Here is a 20344-nt window from a genome sequence, read left to right on the forward strand (position 1 = left end):
CTTAAGTATTGATCCCCAGAATTGTAAAATATTTGCCCGGGGATCAGTTACCGCCCGGTGGTTTCACCGAGCAATTGCCTGCACTGCCGGGCAATTTCCAATTCTTCATTGGTGGGCACCACTAATATTCTGGCACGGGAAGCCGGTGCACTAAGATCACGAATCCCATTGCCTTTTTCTGAATTTTTTTCGTTATCCAGCTTAATGCCTAAAAAATCCATATTCCGGCAAACGAGGTCGCGTGCCAGGGCATCATTTTCACCAACCCCAGCCGTAAACACAATTGCATCAAGCCCGTTCATTGCAGCGGCATAAGCGCCAATAAATTTTTTAATCCGGTAGGCATACATCTCATAAGCAAGCTCCGCCCGGGCGTTCCCATTATTATAAAGCGCGCTGATATCCCGCATATCGTTATGACCGGTAAGCCCTTGCATGCCGCTTTGTTTGTTTAACAACGTAGTAAGTTGTTCTGTACTGTAATTTTCTTGTTCTGAAAGGTATAATAATACCGAAGCATCAATGCTTCCGCTTCTTGTTCCCATGATCAACCCATCAAGTGGAGTAAGCCCCATACTTGTATCCACGCTCTTTCCGCCGTTAACAGCGGCCATGCTGCAGCCATTACCAAGGTGAATGGTAATGAGTTTTGCGTCTGTATGATTAAGATATTTCATTGCTTCACCACTAACGTACTGATGACTTATGCCATGAAAGCCATAAACACGAATGCCATGGTTTTTATAAAAAGAGTCGGGTATAGCATACCTAAAAGCTTTTTCGGGTAGCGATGTATGAAACGCGGTATCAAATACAGCAATCTGTACAGCCTGGGGGAAAATCTTTTCCGACACTTCGATACCCTTTATATGCCCCGGATTATGCAAAGGCGCCAGTGGGTACAGTGCTTTGATCTTGTCTTTTACCCCGGGCGTGATGACTGTGGTACCGGTAAGTTTTTCGCCGCCATGAACTACACGATGGCCAACCGCGCCCACTTGTCCCGAATCGCGGATCACCGCGATACCATCCCTGGTGAGCAGTTCGCCCACAGCCTGCATGCCGGCTTCGTGATCGGGTACCTGTTGTTGAATATACAACACTTTTTCTTCGTCATGCTGCCTGTATTTATGATTGATCAGCGCATCCGGCTGACCGATGCGTTCAACCAGGCCACTGCAAAGCGGGCTGCTTGAATCCTGAGAAAACAACTGGTATTTGATAGAGCTGCTGCCCGAATTGATAACAAATATTTCCATATGTAAAATTATAGTGAGGCCGGGCTATCCTGACTTTGGATGGCAGTGATAATAACGGTATTAAAAACATCATCAACAGTGCAACCGCGGCTAAGGTCATTAACCGGTTTATTCAACCCCTGCAGCATCGGCCCAATGGCCAGGGCTCCCGTTTCCCGCTGTACCGCTTTATAGGTGTTATTCCCGGTATTCAGATCAGGGAAAATCAATACGCTTGCTTTGCCGGCAACTTCTGAACCGGGCATTTTCTGGCTGCCAACTACCGGATCTACAGCGGCATCATATTGTATAGGCCCTTCTACTTTAATATCGGGCCGTCTATCACGCACCAATTGGGTAGCTCGCCTAACCTTTTCCACATCGGCCCCTGAACCTGATGTGCCCGATGAATATGAAAGCATTGCAACACGCGGTTCAATGCCAAAACGCAGGCTGTTATCTGCCGACGAGATAGCTATTTCTGCCAGTTCTTCTGCAGTAGGGTCGGGATTTACCGCACAATCGCCAAATACAGAAACACGGTCGGCCAGGCACATAAAAAAAACAGATGACACCGTAGAGATGCCGGGCTTTGTTTTGATAAACTGCAGGGCGGGGCGTATGGTATGCTGAGTAGTATGAACAGCCCCGGAAACCATTCCGTCGGCGTGCCCTTTATAAACCATCATCGTTCCAAAATAAGATACATCCGTCATGAGGTCCCTCGCCATTTCGAGGGTTACGTTTTTACTTTTACGCAGATCATACAGTGTTTGAACATAATCTTCGTAATGAGGCGAACTGGCCGGGGGTATAACGGTTACCTTATTGAGATCAAGGTCAATGCCCAACCGTTTCACCGAAGCGGCTATTTCCGCGGGATCGCCAAGCAGGATAATGTGAACCAACTGCTGTGCAATCAGCCTTGCGCTCGCCTGCAGGATGCGGTCGTCATTCCCTTCGGGCAGTACAATAGTTTTGCGCTGCCGCTTAGCCCATTGGGTGAGCTGGTATTGAAACATGTGCGGCGTCATCACATTGGAATGATACGTTACCAGCATTTTATCAAGGGCGGCGATATCTATATAACGGTTAAATGTTTCTATAGCAAGCCGGATTTTTTTAGTATTATCTGCTGTAATACGGGCTTTAACTGCTGCCACCTGGTTGGTTGTTTCAAAAGTGCCGGTTCCGACAGCAAGGATAGGAACAACGTTCTGCAATCCTTCAATCAACCTCATCACCGGTTCTTCCGGAACTGCACCTGCCGTAAGTATAATGCCGGCCACGCGGGGATAATTGGCAGATTGATTGGCCTGCAACGAGCTGATGACAATATCTCCCCTGTCGCCAGGTGTAACGATCAAAACATTCTCCTTCAGATAATTCAAAAAATTGGGCACCTGCATGGCGCCGGTCACAAAGTTATCAACCTGGTTTCTGAGGTGTTCACTACCAAACAGCAACCTGCCGTCCAACTTTTCAAAAATATCGTGAACAGTTGGGTTTTCCAGGCCCGGATCAGCGGGTATAACCGCGATAAGTATATTTTCAGACAATTGCGCACGCAGCAATTGTTGTACATCTGCAGCCTGATCGGCCTGTACCCTGTTGACGACAACCGCTAATACCTGAATATCCTGCACCTGGTAAGCCTGCCTGAAATTCAGCGCATCCTGAACGATTTCGGCAGTGGTTTTCCCCACGCCCGATACAAGGAGTAAGACGGGGGAGTTCAGATTTTTGGCGATGAGCCGGTTAGTTTCAAACTCAAATGCCGTTCCCTGCCCTTCAAAATCACTCCCTTCAACTACAGTAAAATCGCACGTCGCTTCTAAGGCCTTAAACCGTGCGATAATCGCGTCGATCATGTCGCCCTGGTGCTGATCTTTGATCTGCTGCATAGCCTCCTGCCGGGTAAATACATAGGTATCCCGATAAGTTTGCGGTAGTTGAAAATGTGCCAAAACCGTTTCAATATGGGTATCTGGCTGCTCTTCCGGGCCAAACGGTATAATGGGTTTCAAATAACCTATCTTTTGTGCCCGGCCAAGCAGCATAGCCACCAGGCCCAATACAATAACTGATTTGCCGCTATAGGGTTCGGCCGAAGTGATATAAATACTTTTTGTCAAAACCTTTATAAATTAAGTTTTCTTGTGGAACTAAGCAGCCCGCCTTATGCCTGTAAACGCCAATTTAAGGTCCTTCATTGCCAATAAAGCGCCCCCTACCCTGATCTGTAAACTAATAAAGTCATCTATCAGCGATAACCCGATCACAGCTCCCGGAACAACGATCAATTGTTCTATTTTGTTTATGAAATGAAGAATATCTTTATGCAGGTCATGTTGCTCAAGCATAGCGGAGTGCAGCCCTTCTTCCATATGCCTGGCCGGGCTTTTTTCGCCAGCCAGCAGTTTTGTTAAAAAGGCATGCTCATTATCCATGAAGGCCAGGTCTGCCAGCCATTGTTTACCAGTGAGGTAAATTTCCTGAAGTTCAAATTCCAGTTCAGTGTCTTCGATAAGTGCTTCCATCGTTTGAATATTTTATAGTACAAATATCGTTGCCGGATGAAATCTGATAAGGGTAAACAATCAAAAACAAAAATGATCTCCGTCATATTTAACTACGGACTGAGCAGGACAGTGGGGATACAACCCTCGCTCAAAAACAACAACTATGAAAGCGATGATTAGCAGCGTTGAATTAACAAACAGAAAAGGGAGTATGTTGTGATACTCCCTTTAATTAATGCACCGGGTGTGGCGTATTTTTCTTTTTTAGCCAAAAACAATGCGCTGCGCACGCATGCAGCTTATAATTTTTGTGGGTCGTGCCAAAATTATGTCCTGCGGGATCAAGGATTTCGCATTCTTCGGCATCTTTATCCTTAACTTTAAGTACGGTTTCACCCTCATTATTAAAATAAAAACCGTCTTTCCTGGCTTTGCCCAGTTTATTGCCCTTGGCATCGATTACGTTACCGTCCCGGTCAATAAAATAAACTTTGTTGCCACTGGCGTCTTTTACGATATCATCTTTACTGATATACCCGAGCAGCGTGCCGCCGTGATCATGGATTTCTCCTTTTTTATTAATATGAATTTCGCTGGCAGGAACGCTCTTAGGTTCTGTTTGCGCAAATGCAGGCGCACTATTCCATAATAGCGCAGCCGTAATAAACAAAATAGCCGTGATTAGTTTTTTCATGATTGTTTTTTTTACCAAAATACCGGCATTTGAAAAAGCAAATCACTGATCATCAACATGTAAAAAAGTAATAGTTATCATTTATTGCAAGGATGGTTTATCCTATGTTTGGAAGGTGATCTATCCAAAAAAACATAAAAAGAAAAGGAAATTCTATAAACAACACTTTACTAATTTGCTCATATTTGTACCGTGATGAAGAAACTGTTCGTAACTTTTTTAGCTGTGCTGTACCTCGGGGTTTCTTCGGGTGCAACATTGCATTATCAGTACTGCATGGGCAGGCTGGTCAAAGTTGCGTTGTGGCATGATGAGCAGGGCAAAAAATGCAATACCTGCGGTATGAACTACCATGGCAAGGCTGCAAAAAAATGCTGTACAGATAAACACCAGCAACTGAAATCGGAAAAGAGCAGTTCACTAACATACAGCCAGATTAGCCTGGGAACAAGCCCCGCATTGCTGGTTATACCGCTTTTCGGGTTGGTGCCTTACAATTACCTGCCGCTGAAAATTAGTCATCCGGTTGGACAGTCACCGCCATTTGTCACCACCCTACCTGTTTTTTTACGCAACTGCACCTTCCGCATTTGATTTTCCTTTTGCTTCAATCCGAAGCCTGGTAGCTTTCTTATGGCTATCCTGCAACCCTAAAACTTCTTTAATTCATAGTTTCCTGCTACGGCGGGAAATGATATTCATTACTTAACCATTTCTATATCATGAAAAAGATTCAAATTTTCGTTTTCGCCATCATCATGCTATTTGCTTTTAACCAGGTTAAAGCACAAAACACTTCATCCAAAGCGGATGTACTTTCGGCCTATTATGGCGTAAAAAACGCCCTGATCAGCGGCGACGCGTCTGCAACCAATGCCAAAGCCAAAATGTTGCTGGCTGCAATCAGTTCATTTCCGGTCGACAAGCTTTCGGCAGCTGATAAAACTACCTGGACAAAATATGCGGATAAGTTGCAGTTCGATGCCCGTCATATTTCGGAAAGCGATGACATCACGCATCAGCGTGAACATTTTGCCAGCCTTTCAGAAAATATGTTCGCCACCGTACAAGCAATTAAGCTAAACAATGCTCCTCTTTACCGCGACTATTGTCCGATGAAAAAATCATATTGGTTAAGTGAAACCGCCGCCATTCAAAACCCCTACTATGGCAATCAAATGTTAACCTGTGGCGCTGTAAAAGAAACTTTGCCTGCAGCTAAGTAATTAAAGGGCCGGGGCATCTACTCCGGCCTTACATTTTAATACCATGAAGAAGTTTATTTTATTGTTCCTTTTTTTGCTGCCTGTTGTCAGTTCCATTGCCCAACATTCGGGGATGAAAATGGAGTCTGCCGTTCAGAGCAAGCATCTTCCGTTTTTCACCAAAACAGGTAACCGGGAGATTTACCACTTATATATCAATGATACCACCGTTAACTATACCGGCAAACAGCGGCCGGCTATGGCTATAAATGGCAGTATCCCTGCACCCGAACTGGAATTTACCGAAGGCGATACTGCCGAGATCTATGTGCACAATGAAATGATGATGGAAACCTCTATCCACTGGCACGGGCTGATCCTGCCCAACCGGTATGATGGCGTTTCCTATCTCACCACCACGCCCATCAAGGCTGGTGAAACGCACTTGTTCAAATTTCCGATGGTGCAGCACGGAACCTATTGGTACCACTCCCATACCATGACGCAGGAACAAAGCGGGCTGTACGGGGCATTTATCATTCATGAAAAACAGCCATCCCCTTTAAAGGAATATACCCTGCTGCTAAGCGACTGGACCGATGAAAACCCGGAACAGGTACAGCGCCGGCTCCATAATGCCACAGACTGGTATGCCATCCGTAAAGGCAGTACCCAGAATTATTTGCAGGCGATACAAACCGGGCATTTCAAAACAAAGCTGGCCAATGAATGGAAACGCATGACGGCTATGGATGTAAGCGATGTTTACTACGACCGTTTTTTCAGCAATGGCAAGGCCGAAAACCAAGCTCCCGAATTTAAAGCCGGCGACAAGGTGAAACTGCGGGTAATTAACGGAAGTTCTTCTACCTATTTCTGGCTTGGCTGGGCGGGCGGCAAACTGAAAGTTGTTGCCAATGACGGCGAAGATGTTCAGCCTGTTGAGGTGGACCGGATGATCGTAGGCGTTGCAGAAACGTATGACCTGATAGTTACTATCCCTGCCGATGGCAGTTATGAGTTCCTGGCGACACCCGAAGATCGTACCAAATATACGTCGCTTTGGCTGGGCAGCGGTGCCAAACACGCCGCTAAAAAGCTGCCTAAGCTGAAATATTTTGACGGCATGAAAATGATGAATGACATGATGGATATGCACGGTAACATGAAGGAAATGGAAGGAATGAAGATGACTACCCAGGTAATGGACATGAACACCGTGATGTATCCCGAACTTGACAAAGGCAAGCCGCCGGTTACCCTGAACTATGGTATGCTGAAAGCCCTTCAACCGACAACGCTTCCAACCGGCCCTACCAAAGTGTTCAATTTTGAATTAACCGGTAACATGAACCGCTATGTCTGGACGATCAACAACAAAACCGTTTCGGAATCTGACAAGATCCTGATTAAGCGGGGAGAAAATGTTCGTATCATTCTCTATAACAATACCATGATGCGTCACCCTATGCACCTTCACGGGCATTATTTCAGGGTATTAAACGGACAGGGAGAATACTCGCCGCTGAAGAACACCCTGGATATTATGCCGATGGAAAGGGACACCATCGAATTCCGTGCCAGCGAAAGCGGCGACTGGTTTTTCCATTGTCATATCCTATACCATATGATGAGCGGTATGGGGCGGATCTTCAGTTACGAAAACTCGCCGCCTAACCCCGAAGTGCCCGACCCGGCAGCTGGATTTAAGAAAGTAGCTGCCGACGATCGTAAATACTATGCATCGGCCAAACTGGGGCTGGAAACAAACGGCAGCGATGGCAACGCGGCTTTAGCAAATACCCGCTGGAAATTTTCTACCATGTGGCACCTTGGAATAAACAATACCAAGGGATATGAGAGTGAAACGATGTTTGGAAGATACTTTGGCCGTATGCAATGGCTGTATGCTTATGCAGGATTTGATTATCATTATAAAAAAACAAATGAACAGGAAAAAAACCTGTTCGGTCAGTTCAGCAATAAAAACAACCGGCATACGGTAGTTGCAGGTTTGGCCTACACTTTGCCATTACTGTTTGTGGCCGATGCCCGTATTGATGGCAATGGCAAACTCAGGTTTCAACTTGGCCGGGAGGATATTGCATTGACCAGCAGGCTCCGGTTTTCTATTACAGGCAATACCGATAAAGAATATAGTACCGGATTGCGCTATATCGTTAATAAGAATTTTTCTTTCTCCAGCCACTATGACAGCGATATGGGCTTAGGCGCCGGATTAACATTAACCTATTAGTAGTTATCAGTAAGTAAAGCTAATTAATACAAACGACTATGGAACATCAGCATCATGAACACCAGCACGAAATGCCTGAAATGAAAGGTCACGATCATGCACAATATCAGGAAAGGAATGGTATGGGGCATGGAGACATGGGCCACGCCGGGCATGATCACGGAGCCATGATCGCTGATTTCCGTAAGCGTTTTTACGTGGTGCTGGCATTCACCCTACCCATATTGGCCCTGTCGCCAATGATCCAGCACTGGCTGCACCTGCAAATTGGTTTCCCGGGCGACCGGTATATACTTTTTGCGCTGTCGACGGCAGTTTTTCTTTATGGCGGCCGGCCGTTTCTGACCGGGTGGCTTTCGGAACTAAAGGCGAAAAATCCCGGAATGATGACCCTGATTGGTTTTGCCATATCCGTTGCTTACCTGTACAGTGCGGCTACCGTATTCGGGCTTAAGGGCATGGATTTCTTCTGGGAACTGGACACGCTTATTCTCATTATGCTATTGGGACACTGGATCGAAATGAAATCGATAGCAGGTGCCTCGCGCGAGCTCGAATTGCTGGTCCAGCTCATGCCTTCAGCCGCGCACGTGCTTAAAGGAGACATTACAGAGGACGTAAAAACGGAAAGCCTGAAAGAAAATGACCTGATCTTAATTAAACCGGGCGAAAAGGTACCCGCCGACGGTATGGTGGAAGATGGCGAGAGCTACCTGAATGAGTCCATGCTGACAGGGGAATCTGCCCCGGTGCAAAAAACAAAAGGCCAGCAAGTGATTGCCGGATCGGTGAACGGTAACGGTTCATTAAAAGTTCGTGTTACACATAGTGGTAAAGATTCTTATTTGTTCAAAGTCATCGATCTTGTGCGCGATGCGCAAAACGCTAAATCAAACACGCAGTTGTTAGCAGATAAAGCCGCCCGTTGGCTAACTATCATTGCGCTCTTAGCCGGTATAACTACGTTCGTGGTATGGATTAGCCTGGGGCACGACCTGGCTTTTGCCATGGAGCGGATGGTGACCGTTATTGTGATCTGTTGCCCGCATGCGCTTGGCCTGGCTGTTCCCCTCGTGGTAGCTAAATCAACATCCTTATCGGCGCAACATGGCCTGCTGATTAAAAACAGGACTGCTTTTGAAAATGCACGAAAGATCACGTCTATAGTTTTTGATAAAACCGGCACCTTAACTAAAGGAAAATTTGAGGTATCCAGGATGGTGTTTACCGAAGGGGTACTGAAAAGCGAGGATGAATTACTTAGGCTGGCGGGGGCATTGGAAAGCAATTCAGAACACCCGATAGCCACAGGCATTTTAAGTGAAGTTAAAAAAAGAAAACTAACCCTTCCCGAAGTAACACAATTTAAAGCCATCACAGGTAAAGGCGTTGAAGCGGTTGCAGACCAAAAGCACATCAAAGTGGTCAGTCCCGGTTATCTGAAAGAAAATAGCATCAGCCTTCCCGCAAATTTCAAGGTGGCCAGTAACGAAACTGTGGTATTTGTATTGATCGGTGAAAAACTTGCCGGGTTTGTTGCCCTTGCCGATGCCATCAGGGAGGAATCAAAGGGAGCGATAGCAACCCTCCACGACAACGGTATCAAGTCGATACTCCTAACCGGCGATAATAAGCAGGTTGCCGAAAGTGTTAGCGCACAGCTGAAAATGGATGGCTTTTTTGCCGAAGTACTGCCGCATGAAAAACTGGAAAAGATCAAAGAATTACAGCAACAGGGCGAGTTTGTAGCAATGACAGGTGATGGTGTAAACGACGCCCCCGCACTTGCCCAGGCCGACGTTGGCATTGCTGTTGGCTCGGGCAGCGACGTTGCTGCCGAAACCGCCGGCATTGTGCTGGTAAACAGCAATCCTAAAGACATCGTTAACCTGATCCTGTTTGGTAAAGCCACCTACCGTAAAATGACACAGAACCTGGCCTGGGCAACTGGTTACAATGTGATAACCCTGCCACTGGCGGCAGGCGTTCTGTACAATCAGGGTATTATGGTAAGCCCGGCAATTGGCGCGGTACTCATGACAGTGAGCACGGTAGTGGTGGCCATTAATGCCAGCCTGTTATCGATAGGTAACAAAAAATAGTTGGCAATTTGCAGTTAGGTGCCTGGCGTGAACCGGGCCAGCTCATAAATGCCTAAAGACTTTTCAATACCGGCCACTTTCTCAACCATCCCTTCAAACCCGTTTTTGCCAAACAGTTTATGTTCGTTATTTTCAAATTCCTCACCCAGCGCGTCATATTCATGATGGGATACGATCTTGCGGAAGGCGGGGAATAAAATGGTATCCTCGCGCGCTTCATGCGGGCGGTACATCCTGTTGAAATTATTCAACAAGGTAATAAGCTGCTGTTTTTCCGTATCGGTCAGGTTTTGAGACTTAGTTAATTGCATGAGCTCATCCGTGATAGTACGCCCAGCCTTATGCTGCGCCAGCAACGTTTGTACAAGATCAGTTAACTGGTTGGCCTTTTGAAAACGTGGGAACAGGTAGTTTTCTTCCTGTTTTTCATGGTAATCCTCAACAAAGGTGCGAATAATGCCAGCCGAGTTTAACAATGCTTCCATCGGGAAACCCTGCTTATCTATTAGGAGGCCTTTGCAATGGTCATAAATGAGCAGCACCCGGTTCAGTAAACCGTGCTCCTGCATAAGATCCTCGGGTGGCGATACTTTTTGATCCTCCTCATCATCGTTGTCATTACAAGCTGATAACAATGTCAGCCCGGTTAGTGACCCAATGGCGGCTGTCTTAATAAAATCCCTGCGGTGTTGATTTGCGGTTTCCATAGCGAAGTCAGATAAGATGATGATCAATGACTAACAAAAATCGTACTGTATCAGGCAATACTGCAAAATATGTTTAGTAATAAAGGTACTATGATATTTTGAACGCTGGAAATCCTCTTTTTCTTATTCGCTATTTAATAATCTCTTTCATGCCCCGGTTATATTCAGGCAAAATTGATATTACTTCCGTTTATCCGATAACCTCAAACATCTGCCTTGGCTGTCTATTGTTATTTATATTAACGTTCGCTCAGGATTTAATATGTTGGTTGGTAAACCCGGGGGCGACATAAATTCATTTAAAGCCTCCAGGTAATGGCAGCCGGCTTTGTTAACGCCTTTCATTTTTCCCGCTGTTCCGTTTAATATTTGCTGTATTCTTTGTTCATCCGTGGAAGATACAAAGCCCGCAACACAGCCGGCGGATTTGGATTGGCTTAAACAAATGGAGGTTAACTGTTTTTTAATGGCATTCACCACTATGCAGCTTTTTCGCAGTTCGCACCATTCAACAAACCTGTTGATGAAATGGTTGTTGATCTCTCGCGCGGCAATAACCTGACTTTGCCTTTTCTGAATAGTTTCACTGTTAACAAGCGAGAGTTCGTCAATATTAACCAGTTTAATGTGCGGTAATTTTGACGCTGCGGGTTCAACATTGTTGGGTATTGCCAAATCTATGATCAGTTTTTCACTGCAATGTTCAAGATCAGCTTTAAAAATTACGGGTGTAGCGCAAGCTGTGGCTACAATAATAACATCTGCCGGAGAAATGAGTGTTGGCATATCTGCTATATGGCCATAACTAACGTCCATTTCTTCGGCAAGCCGCTCTGCCTTATCAACAGTCCTGTTAACCAAAGTAATATGAACCTTTTGCCCCAGGTAATCTTTAATGTTTTTACATGCACGCTGCCCCATTTTACCTGCCCCTACAATCAATATGTTTGTGGCATTAGCATGATATTGCTTAATGGCTTGCAGAGCTGCAAATGATACGGAAGTAGTTCCTTTGCTGAGGCCAGTTTGATTTTTGATCTGCTTTGAAGCTTGCAAAACAGTGTTATATAGCTTTTCTAAAAAGGTATTGATAAAACCACGGTCTTTCGCAAACCTTACTGCCTGTTTAAACTGCCCGATAATTTCATAGTCTCCAAGTATCTGCGAATCTAAACCAGCTGCAACGTTAAACATATGTTCAACCGCGCCAACGCCTTCCTTTTTATAGCAGTGACCCTTAAATTCTTTTATTTCGCCATTGGTAACACTGCATAACAGGTTAACCAGTTCATTTGGCGTATTGGTTACTCCGTAGACTTCGGTACGGTTACATGTCGACAAGATAAATAATGAGCTAACGCCATAATTACCGGCCTCTTTCAATATGGCTTCATATTGCTCGTTTGAAATTGCAAAACGGCCTCTAAGCCGGGCGTCCGATTTTTTATAATTAATTCCGACCGCGTAAAAATTTTCGATCCCAGTTATGCTGCTCTTATTATTCACGCTTTTAAAACTTTAAATTGTATAACAGGGAAATGACCGTTCGTTTACTGGCGGCATAGCTTACCTCAACTACTTTCATAACATTATTTTTATGAGGTAAAGTTGCGATGTTCGGCAGGTTAAAATAGTGACGGCCGTCACTTATACAATTGATTGTACACCCGAAACCGGTCCAATTGATTAATAAAGCAACATAAAAAACAATCACAGGTAAATATCCCTGTGATTGCGATGATGTACAACAGCCGGCAGATCGGGATGCATAACATGTATCACAACATCAACAGCTCGAGGGATACTGACACAAATGTGACGGCGATCATGCCCTTAACTGACCGGCAGCATTTTGTTTAAACAGTGATGAGCTTAGCTTTGGTCAATTAATATTCGCCGTTATGTTAGGAAAATTGGAACAACCGGAAATTGAAGCGTTGCTTAGCCAGCAGGTAATCGGCCGTTTAGGGTGTCATGCCCAGGGCACCACGTATATCGTACCCGTTAACTATGTATACAAGAATGGCGTAATCTATGCGCATTCCGGTCCGGGAAAGAAAATTGAAATGATGCGAAAAAACCCTAAAGTTTGTTTTGAAGTTGATGATATAAAAAACATCTTTAGCTGGAAAAGTGTAATAGCCTGGGGTACATTTGAAGAAATTACAGACATAGCGGAACAAGAGCAGACAATGCAGTTACTGATCCACCGGGTTATGCCACTGGTGGAACATGCTACAGACCATCCCTCCCATGGTATAACCGCAAATGAGTATGATATTGGCGACAAGATCGACCTGATCGTCTATAAGATCAGGATAGACAAGGTCACCGGCAGGTTTGAACATCATTGAGCTGCATAAATATAATCAACACGTTAATCTTTAGACTTTTTGCATTCTGCTTTTAGCTTTTACATAATGGACAAAAGCTTTTGAATAGATAAGACTCAACCTACAAGGAATGAGCCCGATAAAATACCGGGCTCATCACATAAATAATTAAGACTGTTGTCCAGATTTTGGCATGCGCTTCATTGACAGGCCGCCTCTGGTTTTTAAGATCCGGTTGCTATTTGTAATCCGGATTTTGTATAAGTACGCCTCCGCTCTTGTCAATTTCTGTTTGAGGCAGCGGCCAATGGTAAAATTTATCCTCAAAATGATAATTGATAAGGCTGGTTTTTACCGCGTTAAGTACCGGGCCGGCAATATGCCATCTTAACAGATCATAGTGACGCAAGCCTTCGAAAGCAAGCTCAACACGGCGTTCGTGCCTGATGCGTTCACGCATCTGATCTTTGGTATACCCGGCCGGGTAAGCCGGCATATTTACCCTTGCGCGCAAATCCGCCATAGCTTTATAAACTGTTGCATCAGGGCCGGCAATTTCATTTTGAGCTTCTGCATACATCAGCATCACCTCACCTAAACGCAGTATAACCGCATCCTGCTGGCTAAGGGTTGAAAAGCCGTAAGGGATATTATTCGGTTCGAGGAATTTGATAATTCCGTAGCCTGTAGGCCTCAGGTTTGAAGGATGGTGAACTTTGCCAGGGCCAAAATAAACCGAATCGGCGTATACTGTTTTGGCCAGCCTTGGATCGCGGTTTTTGAACTGATTTTTGGTATCGGTTAATGGCGAAGTGCCATATGGTTGTCCGTCAGTACACTCGTAGGCATCTACCATATTTTGCATAGGCGCACAGGCATCCCAGTCGCCGTAATACATGTCCCACGGAGCTGTATTGTTTGGCGCAAGGAAGTTAACCGAAAACATGATCTCGGTATTATTTTTCTGGGTTGCATCCCTGAAAACATCCTCAAAGTTGGTACTCAGTTTATATTGTGCCATCAAATCAAGACATAGGTTTTTAACCTGTGTAAGCATGGCGGCATCAGGCGTACCAGTGCTGCCAAATGCTGCAAATAACAAAACCCTTGCCTTTAATGCCTTTGCAGATGAAGCTGCAGCGTGGCCGCCGTTAGCATAATAAGCTGCAGCGTTCAAATTGGCAATACCATAATCCAGGTCGGCAATGATCTGGGCAAGCACCTGCGCCGCAGGTACTTTAGATTGCTTTTGATTGCTGAGGTTAAGCGGTTCCACAACCAATGGTACATCACCATATATGCTATATAACTGGAAGTATAGAAAAGCCCGGATAAACCTTACTTCGCCTTCATACACCTTACGCTGGCTATCAGATATATCTGAACCTTTATAAGTACCTAAATTTTGCAAAAACAGGTTTACCCTTGTAATACCTATATAACTATCGTTATAAATGGCAGTTTCATAACCACCTGTAGTGGGGTTAAAGTTGCCTTGCACAAAATCCTTGGCAGCACCCGAATTAAACTGATTGTAGCCGTTATCAGTAAAGCCATCCCTGAAGCCCATGCCATAGGAAAATTCTTCTGGCTGAAGGGAAGCGTAAACCGCTGCCAAAGCCGCGTCAAAGTCTGCTTTCGTTTTATAGAAAGTTGAAGTGGCTATCTGATCGTTGGGGTTTAGATCAAGAGCCTTTTTACATGCGCCTAAAAACAGCGATGCAATTAATATGATGGTTATTATAATTCGATTTTTCATGTGGGCTAATTAAAAGGAAACGTTCAAACCAAAAGAGTAGATTTTATTTTGCGGGTACTGCACCTGGTCGCCGCTACCATAACGCTCAGGATCAAGGCCTTTAAATTTGGTTATGGTTAACAGGTTATCGCCCGCGAAATAAACCCTTAACCTGTTGATACCTACTTTTTTGGTAAGCTGTGACGGCAGGGTGTAACCAAACACCAGGTTTTTAAGCCTCAAATACGATGCATCCTGCAGGAAATACGATGACCTGCGGCCTATTTTATCAGGTGCACTTTGCCCGAAATAAAGACGCGGCATAGTGGCTGAAGGATGCTCAGGAGTCCAGGCATTCAGCCAATCGGTAGTTGGTGAAGATCCCTGTACAAATGGTATTGTGCCCCAACCTGATACATAAGATTTAACACCGTAAACGCCTTGCATCATGGCTGATAAGTCAAAGCCTTTAAAGCTGGCCGATAAGTTAAATGAGTAGTTTAATTTTGGATAAACACCACCGATTATTGTACGGTCATTTTGATCAATTTTACCATCGCCGTTTACATCTTTATATTTCAGGTCGCCAGGTAAGGTAGAGTCAGAAAACTGTTTAGGAGAATTGGCTACCTCTTGTGCCGACTGGAAGATACCGACAACTTGCAGCATGTAGAATGAATTCCATGGCTGCCCGTTTTGGTTAATTTTATAATCGTTGATTTCAGTTTGACCAAATTTCACCAGTTTGTTTGTATTATGGTCAACGTTTGCCCCTACATTAAAGGCTAAGCCTCTTAAAGCACCATCTGTAATTACATTATTATATGATACACCGAGTTCAATACCCCTGTTATTTACCGAACCGTCATTAATAGTAGGTGCACTTAAGCCCACAGCTGCGGTAACCTGTGCCTGCCTTAAAATATCAGACGTTGTTTTATTATACCAATCGGCAGTTAAATTAAAGTTTTTGAAAACTGTTACATCCAAACCAATGTCGGTCATAGTAGTGGTTTCCCATTTAATAGCCGGATTGTTGAGGTTTTGCTGAGCTACGCCAGTTAACAGTGTCGAATTATCAAAAGAATAATTGCCGGTAAAGTTCAATAAAGCCTGATACGGATAGTTGGCACCATAGCCGTTCATTACTATGTTTTGATTGCCCAACTGTCCCCATGAACCTCTTAGTTTGAAATTATCCAGCCAGGTTAAATTCATGGCTTTTACTAAAGGCTCTTCAGTAACCCTCCAGCCGGCTGAAAACGATGGGAATACACCCCATTTGTTTTTACCGGCGAATTTTGAACTTCCGTCATCACGAATGTTGCCCTCTAAAAGGTAACGCCCTTTATAGTCGTAATTTACACGACCGAAATAAGACATTAAGGCCCATTGGTTACTGGTTCCGTTTGCGTTTTGAATATCAGAACCACCTGCGTTTAACTCCTGCAAGTCCAGATCGGCAAAGTTTTTACGATATCCGGATAAATATTGATATTTACTTTGCTCAATGCTGTAACCAAATTGTGCTTTAATATTATGCCCATGAAAATTGTGTGCATAGTTCAGGTAACTGAACAGGTTGGTATATACGGTTTGCTCGTCCTGATCTGTTAAACCTTTACCCAGGTCAAGAGATGTTGCCAGTTGATTAGTGCGGAAATTATACTCATCCAGCGTAGCTTTAAAGTCCTTGTACTTATCCATGTTAAAGTTCACAGCACCTTTAGTATACCAGGAAATATCTTTAGTAAACTGCACCTCAAACCAGCCCTGAGCATTTACAGCATAATCATTGGTGATCCTTCTGAAGTTTTGATCAAGTACAGCTATCGGGTTTTTATTGTTATACTCAAAGTCATAAGCTTTGTAGGTGTACCGCCCGCTACCATCAGCTAAATATGGACCATAAGTAGGCGCCTGCGACATGGCCGAAAGGAAAAGGTCCATAGATGAACCATCCCACTGACTTGGTGATGAAGGGTTACCGGCTACAGCATCCCTGGTGCCTGATTTTAACAATACGTTGGTACCAAATTTTATATGGTCGTTAATCTTTGAAGTCAGATTGATCCGTGCGCTATATCGCTTATAATCAAAGCCCCTTTCAATACCGTCCTGGTTAACATATCCCAGTGACACGTTATACGTAGTTTTTTCACTGCCACCGTTAAACGTCAGGTTATGGTTTTGTGTTACAGCAGTCCTGAATATCAGGCTCAGCCAATCGGTATTAGGATAGCGTACCCTATCTGTAGCGTTACGATACAGATCAATCTGGTCCTGCGGATAAAGTGAGTTAGGATCTGTTGTGCCGCTGTTGATGCGTGCCTGGTTAAACATCTCCATATATTGGGCAGAGTTGGTCACCAGTTTAAACATTTTGGTAGGGCTGTTGTACCCTAAGTTACCATCGTAAGTAACAGACATTTGTCCGGCCTTGCCTTGCTTGGTTGTTACAAGCACCACGCCGTTGGCAGCCCTTGAACCGTATATTGATGCAGATGCAGCGTCTTTCAAAACAGATACATTGTCGATATCGGTTGGGTTAAGATCGCTGAAGTTACCGGGAACACCATCTATCAATACCAACGGGTCAGAACCGGCGCCACTGAATGTGCTGTTACCGCGGATCCGGATAGATACGGCCTCATTTCCAGGCTCGCCTGAGCCTGTGTTGATCTGCACGCCTGGTGCAAGACCTTCAAGCATAGATGCAGTGTTAACAACAGGGCGTTTATTCAATGTCTCGCCGGATACCGATGATACAGCACCTGTAAGGTTTGCTTTCTTTTGCGTACCATAACCAACCACTACAATTTCGTTTAGTGCCGATGTTTGCTCTTTAAGCGTTACATCAATTTTGGTTTGATTACCAACAGGTACCTCCTGGGTAACAAAACCCACAAAGCTGAATACCAACACTGCGCTATTGTCATTCACAGTAATGGTATAATTGCCATCAATATTGGTTTGTACACCCGTGTTGGTACCTTTAACCTTTACTGTAACACCCGGTAAAGACACGCCTTTCTGATCTTTTACCGTACCGGTAATCGTTATTACCTGTACCGGTTTCTTTTCGGCGGGTTTGGGGGTAACTACAATGGTAGTGTTATTAATTACATAGCTAAAAGGCTGATCTCGGAAACATTGCTGCAATGCTTCTTCCAATCCCGCATCTTTAAGGTCAACGTTTACAGGAAGTGCCTTTTTTAGCATTTTGGAATTGTAGAGTACACTATATCCGCTTTGCCTGTGGATGTCTTTAAGCGTTTCAACAAGCGAAGCGTTATTTTTACTAAGACTTATCCTTTGCGCAAACGTGGTTGAAGCACTTACCTGAAGTATCGAAACCAGACACAAAAAGAACGACAATTTCATGATCAGAAATATTTTTGATACGGCACGGGGTATCTGCCCGCGCTTTAATGCAGTAGAATTTTTGTACATTTGAATGTTAGGTTAAATAACTGGTTGTGAGAAAAAATGATCGTTAACTGACCTGATTGCTATCCGTAGCATTGAGCCAGGGGCGGTGCGAACGCTCCTGGTTACTTTCTTTTTGGGATAGCATTATGTAAGTATGAGGTTACTTCATAATGATAACCCTCCTTCCTTCAATTTTATAGTGAATACTACCGGTAAGCTTGATATTATCAAGCAATTCTTTAATGTCTTTATATTTTGAGATGGTACCGCCAAATTCATTTTCCTGAACCTGCGTATCCTGATACTCAATATCCACGTCATACCAGCGGCTCACCTGCTTCATGATATTCACAATGCTTTGATCATGAAATATAAAAAAGCCGTTTATCCAGGCCATATTGGCTTCAACATCGGCCTTTTGTACTTTTATTGATGAACCATTTTGGTTTACAGTTCCCTGTTGGCCAGGTAAAAGCATTATTGCGGCTGTGCCTTTACTCATTTTAACCGAGCCTTCAAGCAGGGTGGTGGTAATATCAGGGTTATCGCTATAAGCGTTAATGTTAAAGTGGGTGCCGAATACCTGCACCTGTGTACCATTAGCCTTAACTATAAATGGATGGGCCTTATCTTTTGCTACCTCGAAATAAGCCTCCCCGTTCAATTCAATTTCGCGGGTAGCGCCGCTAAAAAACTCCGGGAATCTTATATAAGAGGCTGCATTGAGCTTTACACTGGTGCCATCGCCCAATATAACCTCGTATTGGCCGCCGCGGGGGGTAGTAATGGTATTGATCCGCGGGTCGCCCTCATGCGCTTGTTCCCCGGGCTTTTTGTCAAATTTATAAACCACTACACCGTTGGCTGCTTTACTTACTTTTACGCCTGCCCCAGCTGCCAGCTGGCCATTTTTGGCGTCATCAAGTACTATTTTATTGCCATTGGCCAAAGTAAGATACGCCTTGTTGCTTCCGGGTAATATGGTTGTTTTAGTATTCTTAGCTATTGTACCTGTCGTATTATCCCTTTTAACAGGCATAAACAGCAAGCCAGCCAATACGGCTATAGCAACTAATGAAGCAGCAGCCCATAGCCATTTGTAGCTTGTTTGTTTAAGAGGTTTTATGACAATAGCCTTTTGTCTGCTTTCAGTTAATTTTTTCCAAATCCGCGCATGTACATCGGCTTCACTAACCTCTTCATCATCCCAAACCTCGTCGGCCAACTGCATTTCATCGCGGTATGCATCCAATAGCTGTTTTTCAGCATCAGTACATTGACCGCTCATATATTTTTCATACAGCGCAAGGAACTCGTTTTTAGTTATCATCAGGTTGCAATTGCAGGTTTATATGGTGTTAGTGTAAATTTTATGACGACACACACATACATTTCTAACTTTTTTTCCCACTCAGGCTTAAATGTTAAATAATTTTAACCGGCTTTTCCTACTTTTATCCAACCAATTGTATGTACAATTCTCATATTAGTGATCAGGAGCTGTGGCTTGCCGTACGTAATGACGATGAGTACGCGTTCGCCGTACTTTTTGACCGGTACTGGGTAAGATTATATAAGACTGCCCTCCGGTACCTGAAAGACCGTGAAAATAGCGAAGAAGCAGTACATGATGTTTTCCTGAATATCTGGGATCGCCGGCATCAACTGGAAATAGAATCTGTTCCCAATTTTCTGCTTTCGGCCATCCGCTACCAGGTTTATAATCGTATGCGTGCAGCGAAGCCCCCAGTCATCCTGGAACTAGATAATCTGGAAGCAGGCAGTTTCCCCGACTACAACCAGGGTGACTTCCGGATCAAAAATCAGGAATTGTTACAGGAACTGAGTTATTACCTGGAGAAGTTGCCGAAGCGCTGCCAGGAAATATTTTATATGAGCCGCATGGAAAACCTGAGTAACCAGGAAATCGCCGTCCGCTTAGGAATATCCAAACGAACGGTTGAAAACCAGATAACCGTGGCGTTGAAACACCTAAGGGGCTGTTTCAAGCAAGTTTCAACGATGCTTTGCCTGTACTATATGTTTTTTAAATAATGTAGGGGAGGTGGAGCACGGCTTTGCGAAGCCTATCGTCATTTTAGGTATGGAGAGCTAT

At 44.4% G+C, this 20344-nt stretch carries 16 protein-coding genes; 7 read left to right on the plus strand and 9 right to left on the minus strand.

The window, feature by feature from the left end; all coding sequences use genetic code 11:
* Positions 1-47: 47 nt before the first annotated feature.
* From ABIC84_RS05710 to ABIC84_RS05720, 3 genes are read right to left on the minus strand one after another with little or no spacing between them, the layout of a single operon-like run.
* Positions 48-1259, minus strand: a complete 1212-nt coding sequence (locus ABIC84_RS05710; RefSeq protein ID WP_429262937.1) for an acetate/propionate family kinase — start codon at positions 1257-1259, stop codon at positions 48-50.
* Between the two features lie 8 nt (positions 1260-1267).
* Complete coding sequence (gene pta, locus ABIC84_RS05715; protein WP_429262938.1) at positions 1268-3373, minus strand: phosphate acetyltransferase; 2106 nt, start codon at positions 3371-3373, stop codon at positions 1268-1270.
* A 30-nt stretch (positions 3374-3403) separates the two neighbouring features.
* A complete protein-coding gene (locus tag ABIC84_RS05720; protein WP_090525198.1) occupies positions 3404-3778 on the minus strand; it encodes a hypothetical protein in 375 nt (124 codons plus the stop codon).
* Between the two features lie 36 nt (positions 3779-3814).
* Here ABIC84_RS05720 and ABIC84_RS05725 point away from each other — a divergent pair, with 36 nt between their 5' ends.
* Positions 3815-3940: a hypothetical protein gene (locus ABIC84_RS05725; RefSeq protein WP_426588604.1), complete on the plus strand. Its 126-nt coding sequence runs from the start codon at positions 3815-3817 to the stop codon at positions 3938-3940.
* A gap of 52 nt (positions 3941-3992) precedes the next feature.
* On the opposite strand, the gene ABIC84_RS05730 is transcribed toward ABIC84_RS05725, so the two are convergent.
* Positions 3993-4454, minus strand: coding sequence for a DUF3659 domain-containing protein (locus tag ABIC84_RS05730; RefSeq protein ID WP_429262939.1), 462 nt, complete (start codon positions 4452-4454; stop codon positions 3993-3995).
* Positions 4455-4649: 195 nt separating this feature from the next.
* On the opposite strand from ABIC84_RS05730, the gene ABIC84_RS05735 reads away from it, so the two are divergent.
* The 4 genes from ABIC84_RS05735 (at position 4650) to ABIC84_RS05750 (ending at position 10018) form a co-directional block, all read left to right on the plus strand.
* Positions 4650-5048: an HYC_CC_PP family protein gene (locus tag ABIC84_RS05735; RefSeq protein WP_429262940.1), complete on the plus strand. Its 399-nt coding sequence runs from the start codon at positions 4650-4652 to the stop codon at positions 5046-5048.
* A 128-nt stretch (positions 5049-5176) separates the two neighbouring features.
* The gene (locus tag ABIC84_RS05740; protein WP_429262941.1) at positions 5177-5680 is read left to right on the plus strand and encodes a DUF3347 domain-containing protein; all 504 of its coding nucleotides are present in this window, start codon (positions 5177-5179) and stop codon (positions 5678-5680) included.
* Positions 5681-5723: 43 nt separating this feature from the next.
* Positions 5724-7916, plus strand: a complete 2193-nt coding sequence (locus ABIC84_RS05745) for a multicopper oxidase domain-containing protein (RefSeq protein WP_429262942.1) — start codon at positions 5724-5726, stop codon at positions 7914-7916.
* A 38-nt stretch (positions 7917-7954) separates the two neighbouring features.
* Positions 7955-10018: a heavy metal translocating P-type ATPase gene (locus tag ABIC84_RS05750; protein WP_429262943.1), complete on the plus strand. Its 2064-nt coding sequence runs from the start codon at positions 7955-7957 to the stop codon at positions 10016-10018.
* A 14-nt stretch (positions 10019-10032) separates the two neighbouring features.
* Here ABIC84_RS05750 and ABIC84_RS05755 read toward each other — a convergent pair whose 3' ends face one another.
* Both ABIC84_RS05755 and hemA read right to left on the minus strand, forming a co-directional pair.
* Positions 10033-10725 carry a hemerythrin domain-containing protein gene (locus tag ABIC84_RS05755; RefSeq protein WP_091163614.1) on the minus strand — a complete coding sequence of 231 codons (693 nt, stop codon included), beginning with the start codon at positions 10723-10725 and terminating at the stop codon, positions 10033-10035.
* Positions 10726-10959: 234 nt separating this feature from the next.
* A complete protein-coding gene (gene hemA, locus ABIC84_RS05760) occupies positions 10960-12231 on the minus strand; it encodes a glutamyl-tRNA reductase (RefSeq protein ID WP_429262944.1) in 1272 nt (423 codons plus the stop codon).
* Positions 12232-12626: 395 nt separating this feature from the next.
* On the opposite strand from hemA, the gene ABIC84_RS05765 reads away from it, so the two are divergent.
* Positions 12627-13079: a pyridoxamine 5'-phosphate oxidase family protein gene (locus ABIC84_RS05765; RefSeq protein WP_429262945.1), complete on the plus strand. Its 453-nt coding sequence runs from the start codon at positions 12627-12629 to the stop codon at positions 13077-13079.
* Between the two features lie 217 nt (positions 13080-13296).
* Here ABIC84_RS05765 and ABIC84_RS05770 read toward each other — a convergent pair whose 3' ends face one another.
* From ABIC84_RS05770 to ABIC84_RS05780, 3 genes are all read right to left on the minus strand, one after another.
* Positions 13297-14817 carry a RagB/SusD family nutrient uptake outer membrane protein gene (locus tag ABIC84_RS05770; protein WP_429262946.1) on the minus strand — a complete coding sequence of 507 codons (1521 nt, stop codon included), beginning with the start codon at positions 14815-14817 and terminating at the stop codon, positions 13297-13299.
* A gap of 9 nt (positions 14818-14826) precedes the next feature.
* Positions 14827-18249, minus strand: a complete 3423-nt coding sequence (locus ABIC84_RS05775; protein WP_429262947.1) for a TonB-dependent receptor — start codon at positions 18247-18249, stop codon at positions 14827-14829.
* 139 nt (positions 18250-18388) lie between these two features.
* Positions 18389-19558 (minus strand): FecR family protein, encoded by a 1170-nt coding sequence (locus tag ABIC84_RS05780; RefSeq protein WP_429262948.1) that lies wholly within the window; start codon positions 19556-19558, stop codon positions 18389-18391.
* A 140-nt stretch (positions 19559-19698) separates the two neighbouring features.
* Here ABIC84_RS05780 and ABIC84_RS05785 point away from each other — a divergent pair, with 140 nt between their 5' ends.
* Positions 19699-20283, plus strand: coding sequence for an RNA polymerase sigma factor (locus tag ABIC84_RS05785; RefSeq protein WP_429262949.1), 585 nt, complete (start codon positions 19699-19701; stop codon positions 20281-20283).
* The last annotated feature ends 61 nt before the right edge of the window (positions 20284-20344 follow it).

It is taken from the genome of Mucilaginibacter sp. 3215, from assembly GCF_050433785.1.
GTDB lineage: Bacteria > Bacteroidota > Bacteroidia > Sphingobacteriales > Sphingobacteriaceae > Mucilaginibacter.